Source organism: Idiomarina sp. Sol25 (assembly GCF_033052775.1).
Taxonomy (GTDB): domain Bacteria; phylum Pseudomonadota; class Gammaproteobacteria; order Enterobacterales; family Alteromonadaceae; genus Idiomarina.
Genome location: NZ_JAUPEW010000142.1, coordinates 1 through 265, shown reverse-complemented (window position 1 = coordinate 265; position 265 = coordinate 1). Strand labels below are relative to the sequence as shown.

1 protein-coding gene is annotated in these 265 nt (G+C 49.1%); it reads left to right on the top strand.

All coding sequences use genetic code 11. The features are described 5' to 3' along the window. Positions 1–74: 74 nt before the first annotated feature. Positions 75–265, top strand: a 191-nt coding sequence (locus Q5L94_RS13795; RefSeq protein WP_317498925.1) for a hypothetical protein, incomplete at its 3' end; no start/stop codon positions are given.

Here is a 265-nt window from a genome sequence, read left to right as displayed (position 1 = left end):
CTGCCGAGTATACATCGACTTTTGATTTTGTTTCGGTCGTCACGACAGAGCTTCACCTTTCTAAGGTACGTTCAATGGTTCCGCCGAAAGTTGGCCTAATCGTATTCCGGGATGGCGACCTCAAGAGGGTGAAGTCTGCTCGACAAAATAGAAGATTGTCAAAACACCACTTGGCGGCCAGCATCTCGAAAAGCACACTATCAGACCATCTCCCCACCGCTCAAAAGAAAGCATCGCGTCAGGAGATGGAAGAGATATCCGTCCA